Below are 10,226 nucleotides of genomic sequence, written 5' to 3'. Positions count from 1 at the left end.
CCAGGTGTTGTTTTATATCTATCATCGGTTGCCGGGTTGAGCAAGTGCTGGACCCGGCAACTTCATGTTATCTCTAGATAAACCAAGTCGCCGTCAGCGGGGTTGCATTGAAATAGCGGAGTTGGTTGGAGTCCCTCCTGAAGGCGGGACCCCAACCTTGAGCAACCGAAATATTTTAGAAAATTTTTCAAAAAAATTTCTACGCGGCGCCGAAATCGGGGCCCCGCAGGCCCATTTTACTATTAGTCAGAGCTACTCACTAATATTCAGAGCCAGTGAAAGCTACTGACTGGCGCCCACTCGTATTACTTTGCGATGCAAAGTTAAAAAAAGTGGCCAACTGAGCCAATCAAGCCAACTGAAGCAACTGAGCCAACTGAGCCATTTTCAATTCGGCGGATCGTTGATAAAATGTCCGTCATGAATCACCTCATCGACAACCGGCTCCGCACGCTGCGCCCTCCATAGCGTCGCGCCTCACCGACCACTTTACCCACGCTGACTTTGGCGACGCACGGCGTCCCCCGCTAGTTGTCAGCGCCCGATTTCTACCTGAGCCAAGCAGGCTTCCGGGCCGGCGTCTTTGCGCCGCCTTTAGAGCACTTTTCATCTAGATAGGCCGATCAGGCCGCAGTGATTTTTCGTGTCCAGCAAGGCGGCTTGAGCGTCGCAGGCTGGAAGCCTGTGAGCGAAAAGCCAACAACGCTGGCGCGGAAAAGCACTCGGTTTAGGGCTTGGGGCCAGATTGGAAGTTCGCGGCGTTGGCATTTCAATCACGGGCTTACAGCCTGCTCAATCAAAGCCGCCTTGCCCTGCATCCAATCTCTACCCCACCTGACTCGGCCAATCTAGATGAAAAGTGCTCTAGCCAAATTACTTTCACACTCCCCCCTCCCCCCTTCATGAATCAAAAACCAAACCAGAACTTTCACCCCTCTATTGTAAGATGACATTCAAAAACTACAGAATTGACCCTAAGCCTCAGTTTGTGAGCATATCCGCTACTATGGCTAACGAAGAACCTGAGGAAATTCAGGCGCTAAGACAGGCGCTCTCGTTCTCACCGGAGAACATTGCCCTGCGTCAACATTTGGGAACCCGCCTGATGAAACTCGGGCGATTCGCCGCCGCCGAAGAAGAATTCCGCGAGGCGCTCAAAATCGAGGCCAACAACAGCAAGCTCAATGAGCAACTGGCCGAAGCCTATTTCCAGCAGGGAAAACAGTCCGAAGCCCTTGTCGTGCTGGAGTCCCTGGAGCGCGCTGATCGCCTGGAGCCCTCCGGCAAGCTGCTCTACGCCCGCGTGCTCGCCCAAACCACCGAGCTCGTCAAAGCGGCCAAGGTTTACCGTGGCTTGCTGGATGACTACCCGGATTTTCAGGATGAATCCCTCGACGAAGAACTCGCTCCCTTCCTCATGGACGACCCCGAAGAGGACGACGCCCTCCCCCCCCGGCTCCCCGCTGGCGACATCCCCGGCTCCGGCTTTCTCGAAAGCGAAGAGCCCGACATGACCTTTGATCACGTGGGCGGCATGGACGAGGTAAAGAACCAGATCCGCATGAAAGTCATCCACCCCATCGCCAATGCCGAGCTGTTCAAGGCCTACGGCAAAAGCGTCGGCGGCGGCATTCTCCTCTATGGCCCACCCGGGTGCGGCAAGACGCTGCTCGCCCGCGCCACCGCTGGCGAGGTCAAGGCGCGGTTCATGGCCGTCGGCCTCCACGACGTGCTCGATATGTGGATCGGCCAGAGCGAAAAAAACCTGCACGAAATCTTCAGCCAGGCCCGCCACCACACGCCCAGCGTGCTTTTCTTCGATGAAGTAGACGCCCTCGGCGCCAGCCGCTCCGACCTCAAGCAAAGCGCCGGCCGCAACACCATCAACCAATTCCTTTCAGAGCTCGATGGCGTCGACTCCAACAACGACGGCCTGCTCGTGCTCGCCGCCACCAACGCCCCCTGGCATCTTGACTCGGCTTTCCGCCGCCCCGGCCGGTTTGACCGCATCATCTTCGTCCCCCCCCCCGACCTGCCCGCCCGCGCCGCCATCCTTCAGGTCATGCTGCGCAACAAGCCCGCTGATCGCATCGACTTCGAAGCCATTGCCAAGAAGACGGACGGGTTTTCCGGCGCCGACCTCAAAGGCTTGGTCGATGACGCCATCGAGGCAAAACTGGAGGAGGCCATGGCCCGGGGAGACCTCGTCCCCCTGAACACCAAAGACCTGCTCAAGGCTGCCAAACGTGTCAAACCGAGCACCCGTGAATGGTTCGCTACGGCTAAGAATTACGCGCTCTACGCCAACCAAAGCGGCCTGTACGATGAAATCCTGGAGCACCTGAAACTGAAGCGCTAAATGTCGCAAACCCTCCATCGAGCGTGGGAACTGCTCAACGTGAAGCGGTTCAAGGAGGCCCAGGCCATCGCGCAGGAAGCGCTGGCCACCGATCCTCATTCCGTCGGCGCAAACATCATCATTGCCCAGGCTGCGATTCAAATGAATCAAACCGCCGAAGCGCTGGACTCCATCAACCGCGCCATTGGCATGGCCCCCGACGAGCCCGAATGCTTCCTCACACGCGCCCGCATTTACCTGGACTTGAAGAAGGTCAAGCAGTCCCGGACAGACTGTGAAATGGCGCTCAAGCTAGACCCGGAAAACGCCGCGACTTATGGCGTGCTGGCCTGGACTTACGGCGCCGATGGCGACTGGGTCAACGCACTCCGCTACGCCAATGAAGGCCTCGAAAGAGACCCGGAAGAATGCAACTGCATCAACGCCCACGCCCGCGCCTTACTCTTCCTGAACCGCGGTGACTCAGCGTTCGAAGCAATCGATCTGGCCCTGAAACGAGACCCGGAGGACGCCTACACCCACACCAACGCGGGGTGGGCGCGTTTGCAGGTCGGCGACCGCGAGGCGGCGCTCAATCACTTTGCCGAAGCATTGAGCCGCGAGCCCAACTCCCCCCATGCCCGCGAAGGTCTGATCGCCGCCATGAAGGCGAAAAGCAGCATTTACGGCGCGCTGCTCGCGTATTCGTTTTTCATGTCCGGCCTCAAGCCAATGGGCCGTTTCGCCGTGTTGATTGGCGCTTACCTGGTTTATCAGATTTCCTGGCGCATGCTCGTCGACAAAGGCTACCTGATGACAGCTGGCATCGTCGTCAGCCTGTGGATGTGCCTCGTCCTCCTGACTTGGGCGGGCGACGCCATTTTCAACTTGCTGCTCATGCTCTCGCGGCGCGGTCGCCGAATTCTGAGCACGTCACAAAAGTGGATTTCCGTTGCGGTCGCCACCACCTGCTACCTGGGCTTCGGCATCATGCTGTCCTACTTTTTCCTCTACGAGCCGAATCCGCTCTTCTTGACGGGCATTGGCTTCCTGTTGACGACCCTCCCCCTAGCCTACGCCGGTCGCTTCACCGGAAAAAAATTCATTTGCTGCGTAACGATTTCCCTCATCTGTATGGCGCTGCTGCTGGTCTCAGCCTACATGCACTTCGCTGGTTTCGATATCCCGGAAATCCACGCGGTTCGAGACACCGCGATTTATATCCTCGTGGCTTTCAGTTGGATTGGCCCAACCATACTGGCGCGGGATTTTTAAATATTTTCGGAGAAATCGAGGCAAAACTCCCCCATCGCTTCGACCTCCTCGCGCGCCTTGTCATCGTAAGGCAGCCCAGACTTCAGGTGTGTGAGGATGCTTTTATCCAGCGATAAAAAGGAGTCCTCCGCCGGCCACTCGGCCACGACTTTTGCCCGCCATTGTTCATTGAAAATCGCCAACGCCGCCTCGGCGTCATTGCTCTTGAGCGAGTAAACTTCGTCAAACTTGGCGTCGCCGGTCATCACCTCCTTGAGGCGGCCGACTTGACCCAGTTTACCCGACAGGTTGCGCTTGGCCAAAGTCAGGTGCAGCTTCGCGCTGGCCCGCGTCGTAATGCGCACCGCGACATCGGTTTGGCGGGTGTTGTCCAGCCCGTAACCATGCGGGTAAATCGACATCTCATGCCCACGGCAGCGTCCGTAAAGCGTGGGATTCCGGCGATAGAGCCCCCCCATCGTCGCCTTGGGAATCTCCAGCTCAATGCCGAATTTTTCCCCGAGTAACCGAAACTGATGCACAATGCGCCCATGCAGCTTGAAGCTATACATGATCGAGGCCACCACGCCGCCCAGCAAGAGCAACAGCATGACAGCCAGCGCGATCCACATCTGCGACGAGACTACGGTTTCGGATTCCATCCCAGCAAGCTAGGGAGCAAGCCCCCCCCCTCCAAGCGCAAAAATCGCTAACGCGCCTCCAAGACCAGCCCTTTCAGGTAGTGGCTCTCGGGCATGTTGAGTAACGCTGGGTGATCCGCCGGCTGGCCAGTGATCTCCACCAAACGCACATCACGCTTGGCGTCACTCGCAGCCTGTTGAGCCACCTCGATAAACTGCTCGAGCCCGACACTCGCCGAGCAGGAATACGTCGCCAAAATACCGCCCGGCGCGAGGAGATTAAGCGCGCGCAAGTTCAGCTCCTTGTAGCCGCGCAACGCGCCGCCCACGGCCTTCTTGTTGCGCGCAAAGCTCGGTGGATCGAGCACGATCAGGTCGTATTCGCCTTTACGGTTCTTCGTGAACCAGTCGAAAACATTCGCCTCTTCTGCATCCACGGCCAGCTGATTTTTGCCAGCGTTCAGCTTCGTTGCCTTGATGCAATCTTCGGAGATATCGAGCGCCAAAACTGACGCTGCGCCCGCCTTCGCACACTGCAAGCCGAAGGCGCCCTGGTTGCAAAACGCGTCCAGCACACGGCGCCCCTTGGCCATCGATGCGATGCGCAAATGCTCTTGGCGCTGGTCCAGATAGAATCCGGTCTTCTGCCCCGACAGGTGATCGAGGAAATACTGCACGCCATCGATCTCGAACCACTGCGCCGGCAGGCGCTCGCCGGTCATCGTGGACGACTCCAGCTTCAGGCCTTCCTTCTGGCGGCTCGGCGCGTCATTACGGTAAACGATTTCCTTCGGCGACAACAGCTCAACCAGCACGGACTCGATGTCCGCACGGTGGTCGTCCATGCCCAGGGTTTGCAATTGCACCACGAGTACATCGCTAAATTGATCCACGATCAAGCCCGGCAAACCATCCGCCTCCGACCAGACGATGCGGCGGTTGGGCTCATCGGGGCGGCGGCCCATCGCAGCGCCAATCGCAGACAGCAGATACGCGCGATTGAATGGCACGACCTCGCGCGAATAGCGACGCCACACGATCTGCGAATGCCCGTTGTAAAGACCGGCGCCGAGGCTCTTGCCCCGCGAGTCTTTGAGCTCCACGGCCTTGCCGTATAGTTTGTCCGGCAGCATTTCCCGAACATCGCTGAGGTAGGCCCACGGGTGCCCCTGCAGCGCGCGAGGTCCCTTACCGGGTTTGAGTTGAAGTGCCGGCAAATTCATTTTCTCCGTTCTTTGAAAGTTAATTTAAAGCGCAGGCGTGCGCTTTGACCAATCGTGCTGCTTTTCATAAGCATGCGCGATGGCCATCATCTCGGCTTCCTGGAAAGCCTTGCCAATGATCTGCAAGCCGATCGGCAAACCGCCGCTCGTAAAGCCGCAAGGCACACTGATGCCCGGCAGACCGGCGAGATTTACGTTGATCGTAAAGATGTCCGAAAGATACATCGACAGCGGGTCGTCGGCCTTTTCACCAGCCTTAAACGCGGCCGTCGGCGAGGTGGGCGTTAGCAGCGCGTCGCACTGTTCGAAGGCGGCGTTGAAGTCGTTGCGAATGATCGTGCGAGCCTTCTGCGCCTTCAGGTAATAGGCGTCGTAGTAGCCGCTGGAAAGCACGTACGAGCCGAGGATAATGCGGCGCTTCACCTCCGGGCCAAAGCCTTCGGCGCGGCTCTTGTAGTAAACGTCGATCGCGTCCTTGGCCTCGGCGCTACGGTGCCCGTAGCGGATGCCGTCGTAGCGCGAGAGGTTCGACGACGCTTCGGCCGGCGCGAGGATGTAGTAAACCGGCACGGCGAGGTCAGTCGTCGGCAGGCTGACTTCCACAATCTCATGGCCCATCGCTTCGTAGCTCTTAATCGCGGCGTCGATTGCGGCGCGGACTTCCGGGTCGAGACCTTCGCCAAAGTATTCCTTCGGCACGCCCAGACGCCACTTCTTGTCGGTCGTCAGCGCGGCGCGGTAATCCGGAATCTTCATCTTGATCGAGGTCGAGTCGCGTCGGTCGTGACCGACGATGCCTTGCAGCAAAATCGCGGCGTCTTCGACCGACTTCGCAAACGGGCCGATCTGGTCCAACGACGAGGCAAAGGCAATCAGGCCATAGCGGGATACGAGGCCGTAGGTCGGCTTCATGCCTACGCAGCCGCAGAGCGAAGCGGGCTGGCGAATCGAGCCGCCGGTGTCGCTGCCCAACGTGAGCGGCGCTTCCAAAGCAGCAATTGCGGCGGCGCTGCCACCCGAGCTACCACCCGGAATGCGCTCCAGATCCCACGGATTGCAGGTGCGCTGGAAGCCGCTGTTTTCCGTCGAGGAGCCCATGGCGAACTCGTCCAGATTCAGTCGACCAAACAGCACCGCGCCCTGCCGCTTCAGCAGCTCCGTCACGTGCGCGTCGTAGGGCGAAACGAAATCCTTGAGGATCTTGCTGGACGCCGTCAGCGGCTGATCCTTGACCGCGATCACATCCTTCAGCGCCACCGGAATGCCATCCAGCGGGCTCAGCGCGCGGCCTTCCGCGCGACGCGTATCAGACTCATCCGCCTGGCGCAGCGCGTCTTCACGGTCGAAGGAATTGAAGGAGCGGACCTTGCCCTCGACGTTGTCGATGCGGGAGAGAAAGGCGGCCATGATTTCCTTGGCGCTCACCTTCCCCTGCTCCAGCAGGGCGCTCAATTCAGCAGCGGTTTGTTCGTAAAGTTCGGGCATTTTAATCAGCGGCTTACACCTACTTTAATTTTTAATCTTTTTCCTTTAATCTTATTCAACGACCTTTGGCACGACGACTTGGTTTTCGCGCTGAGCGGGCGCATTGCGCAGCGCCTCTTCCGGCGTGAAGCCCGGTTCGGCGACGTCTTCGTCGAGCACGTTGCTCAACGGGAAGGAGTGCGCGGTCGGCTCGACGTCGTCCAGGTCCAAAGCGTTGAGCTTTTCCATGTGCTCCAACACCTGCCCCAGTTGAGCGGCGTAGGTCTGCTTTTCTTCGTCTGAGAGGTCGAGTCGCGCAAGCTTGGCGACTTTGTCGATGTCAATTTCGGTGTGGGCCATGGGATGGTAGGAAAAAGATTAAAAGAAAAAGGAAAAAGGAAAAACTTTGGCTACTTTTATCATTTTGCCTTTTCTAACTGCGGACTTCGTAACCCGCTTCCTTCATCGCATTTTGCACCGCAGCGAAGGCCGAATTGACCTCCTTGTCCTTGAGCGTGCGCTCAGGGCTGCGGTATTTGATGCTGAAGGCCAGGCTCTTCTTGCCCTCGGACAGGCCCGTGCCGGTGTAAACGTCGAACACCTCCACGGAGTCCACGCCAAACGCGCCGGCCGTGGATTTCTCCGCTGCCTTGGCGAGTTCCTTGCGGACATTTTCGGCCGGCAACTCGGCGTCAACCACGAGCGCGAGGTCCTTCTCACTGCCAGGGAAATCGCTGAATGCCTGGAAACGCGCGGCCTTGTCGTTCTTCGGTTGGCGCGCAGCGAGGAACAGGATTTCGCCTGCCAGCCAAAGGCCGTCGACTTCCATGTCCTTGAGCATCTTCATGTCCAAAAGACCGGCGCGGACCATCACCTGTGCCTTCACCCAGCAACCGGCGCCACCGCTTTGGCCATCTTGCCATGCGGGGTGGTCGGTCGTGTCCCATTTCGGGCACTTGAAGCCGCCGAGGCTCAGCAGATTCTCCACAAGTGCCTTGGCCGAGTAGAAATCCGGAGCGCCGCGCTCACGCCACTTGCGACCTTCTGCATCGGCGCGCCACACGAAGGCGATGGAAGCGATTTCAGAAATGTCCTTGCCGCCATTGCGGAACACACGGCCGGTTTCGAAGAAACGCGTCGGCGCATTGCCGCGGCTTTGGTTGAGCGCAGCCGCCTTGACGAGGCCCGGGATCAGCGATGCGCGCAGGTGACCCATCTCGGACGTGAGTGGGTTCGCCAGCTTGAGCGCCGGGTATTGATCTTCGAATTCGTAAGGCGCCAGTTGGTCGCCATCGACCAGCGTGTAGTGCGAGCACTCGGCAAAACCGTTCGACGCCAACAGGTTGGCGGCGAGGCGATTGTATTTCGCGAGCGGCGCGTCGTCGCGCGGGAGACCGGTCGCCTTGACTGCGCCTTCCGGGATCTTCGCCGTCCCGTAGAGGCGGATGAATTCTTCGACAAGGTCGATCGGGCGGTCAACTTCCGGGCGGAAGCTCGGCACCGTGACCTGCCAGCCTTCAGCACTGCCCGCGACAATGAAGCCGAGGCGCTGGAAGGAGGATTCGATCTCGGCGTCCTTCACGTCGAAGCCGCAAACCTTGCGCACGTAGTCGCCAGAAATTTCGATGGTGCGGTCGCCACGCGGGGCCTCGCCCACCACGATCGGCGCACCGACGACTTCGCCGCCAGCGACTTCGATGATCAGATCGATCGCACGCTTCGCCGCGTAGTCCACGCCCGCTGGATCAACGTCGCGCGTGAAGCGGTGCGAGCTGTCGGAGAACAGATTGAGACGACGCGTTGCCCAACGAACGGCGCCCGGCTGGAACCACGCGCTTTCGAGCACGATGTCCACCGAGTTGTCGTCGACTTCGGCATCGAGGCTGCCCATGACGCCAGCCACGACGAGCGGGCGCTCGGCATCGGCGATGACCATCATCTTATCGGAAAGGGTGCGCGCTTTTTCGTCGAGCGTAGTGATCGGCTCGCCTTCGGTAGCTTGGCGGACGACGAGTTTACCGCCCTTGATCTTGCCCGCGTCAAACGCGTGCAGCGGCTGGCCGGTTTCCATCAGCACGTAGTTCGTCACGTCGACCACGTTGTTGATCGAGCGCTGGCCAATGGCGGTCAACGCCTTCTTGAGCCACTCGGGGCTCGGGGCAATCTTCACGCCCTTGATGCTCCACGCGGTGTAGAGCGGGCAAGCGTCGGTCGTGACTTCGACCGTGGAAAGCAGGCCTGTTCCCTGCCCTGCTGCCGCCTTAACCTCGGGCGTCTTCAGCTCCTTGCCGAAGTAAGCCGCGAGCTCGCGCGCCACACCAATGTGGCTCAGGCAGTCGCCACGGTTGGCAGTCAGCTCCAGCTCGATAACGGTGTCGCTGTCCTTGAAAATGTCGTTCATCGGCGTGCCGATTTCCGGGCGGTCCGTGAGGATCATCAGGCCGCTGTGGTCGTCGCCCAAGCCGAGCTCTTTCGCGGAGCACATCATGCCGTTGGACTCGACGCCGCGCAGCTTACTCTTCTTGATCTTGAAGTCGCCGGGGAGTTTCGCGCCGATGAGGGCAACCGGGATACGGTCGCCGACCTGGTAGTTACTAGCGCCACAGACGATCTGCGTCGGCTCCTGATCGGGCGCAAACTTCACTTGGCAAACGCCAAGCTTGTCCGCGTTGGGGTGCTGCTCACGGCTCAGGACTTCGCCCACGACAAGGTTGTCGATCTGGGGCATGCCGGTTGTTTGAACGGACTCTACTTCGAGGCCGATCATCGGCAGGGCCTCGCAGATTTCATCCACGGAGGCGTCGAGATCGACGTAGTTTTTTAGCCAGTTTAAAGATACTTTCATGGGAAAGGTGTTTTAGAATACTGAAGTCAGAATACAGAATTCAGAATATCGGGATAGTTAATGGGATGCGATTTTTGACGCATATGAATTCAACATGCGCCCAACTTCATCTAGATCACGCATCATTGAATTTTCTGGTAGATAATTGAGATCGCTCGCAAGAATTAGGTAATACCGGCACTCTTCGAGAGAACCTTGCGCGATATTCATATAACGGACTTTGTCTTTCGCCCCATGCTTACGAAACCCTTCAGCAATATTTGCCGGAATCGATACCGCCGCGCGGCGAAACTGTGACGTTAGTCCATACAACTCATGCTTAGGGAAATCAGCCGTCATCCGGTAGACTGACAAAACGAATGCATGAGCCTTCTGCCAAACTAGTAAGTCTGTAAAGCGCACTGCGCTGGGCTTCGTTTCAGCATTCATAATTCTGTCTACTCTCTTCTGACTCCTGAATA

The 10,226-nt window shown here is 58.6% G+C and carries 8 protein-coding genes; 2 read left to right on the top strand and 6 right to left on the bottom strand.

The genetic code is table 11. The features are described from left to right. The first annotated feature begins 1,006 nt into the window (after nt 1-1,006). Nucleotides 1,007-2,359 carry an AAA family ATPase gene (locus RBB63_RS17755; RefSeq protein ID WP_309386334.1) on the top strand — a complete coding sequence of 451 codons (1,353 nt, stop codon included), beginning with the start codon at nt 1,007-1,009 and terminating at the stop codon, nt 2,357-2,359. Further along, nucleotides 2,360-3,613, top strand: a complete 1,254-nt coding sequence (locus RBB63_RS17750; protein WP_309386333.1) for a tetratricopeptide repeat protein — start codon at nt 2,360-2,362, stop codon at nt 3,611-3,613. Here the strand turns inward: RBB63_RS17750 and RBB63_RS17745 are convergent. The 6 genes from RBB63_RS17745 to RBB63_RS17720 all read right to left on the bottom strand — a co-directional run bounded on the left by RBB63_RS17745 (nt 3,610) and on the right by RBB63_RS17720 (nt 10,194). Then, complete coding sequence (locus RBB63_RS17745) at nt 3,610-4,254, bottom strand: hypothetical protein (RefSeq protein WP_309386332.1); 645 nt, start codon at nt 4,252-4,254, stop codon at nt 3,610-3,612. The genes RBB63_RS17750 and RBB63_RS17745 overlap by 4 nt on opposite strands. A 47-nt stretch (nt 4,255-4,301) precedes the next feature. Continuing rightward, nucleotides 4,302-5,456 (bottom strand): class I SAM-dependent rRNA methyltransferase, encoded by a 1,155-nt coding sequence (locus RBB63_RS17740; RefSeq protein ID WP_309386331.1) that lies wholly within the window; start codon nt 5,454-5,456, stop codon nt 4,302-4,304. Nucleotides 5,457-5,480: 24 nt separating this feature from the next. Then, a complete protein-coding gene (gene gatA, locus RBB63_RS17735; protein WP_309386330.1) occupies nt 5,481-6,941 on the bottom strand; it encodes an Asp-tRNA(Asn)/Glu-tRNA(Gln) amidotransferase subunit GatA in 1,461 nt (486 codons plus the stop codon). 51 nt (nt 6,942-6,992) lie between these two features. After that, the gene (gatC, locus tag RBB63_RS17730; RefSeq protein ID WP_309386329.1) at nt 6,993-7,280 is read right to left on the bottom strand and encodes an Asp-tRNA(Asn)/Glu-tRNA(Gln) amidotransferase subunit GatC; all 288 of its coding nucleotides are present in this window, start codon (nt 7,278-7,280) and stop codon (nt 6,993-6,995) included. Nucleotides 7,281-7,353: 73 nt separating this feature from the next. Beyond that, a complete protein-coding gene (gene pheT / locus RBB63_RS17725) occupies nt 7,354-9,765 on the bottom strand; it encodes a phenylalanine--tRNA ligase subunit beta (protein ID WP_309386328.1) in 2,412 nt (803 codons plus the stop codon). Between the two features lie 57 nt (nt 9,766-9,822). Next, a complete protein-coding gene (locus RBB63_RS17720; RefSeq protein ID WP_309386327.1) occupies nt 9,823-10,194 on the bottom strand; it encodes a four helix bundle protein in 372 nt (123 codons plus the stop codon). Nucleotides 10,195-10,226 lie beyond the last annotated feature (32 nt).

The sequence above is a fragment of the Cerasicoccus frondis genome, from assembly GCA_031296915.1.
GTDB lineage: Bacteria > Verrucomicrobiota > Verrucomicrobiia > Opitutales > Cerasicoccaceae > Cerasicoccus > Cerasicoccus frondis.
This window is presented reverse-complemented; position numbering and strand designations above follow the sequence as displayed.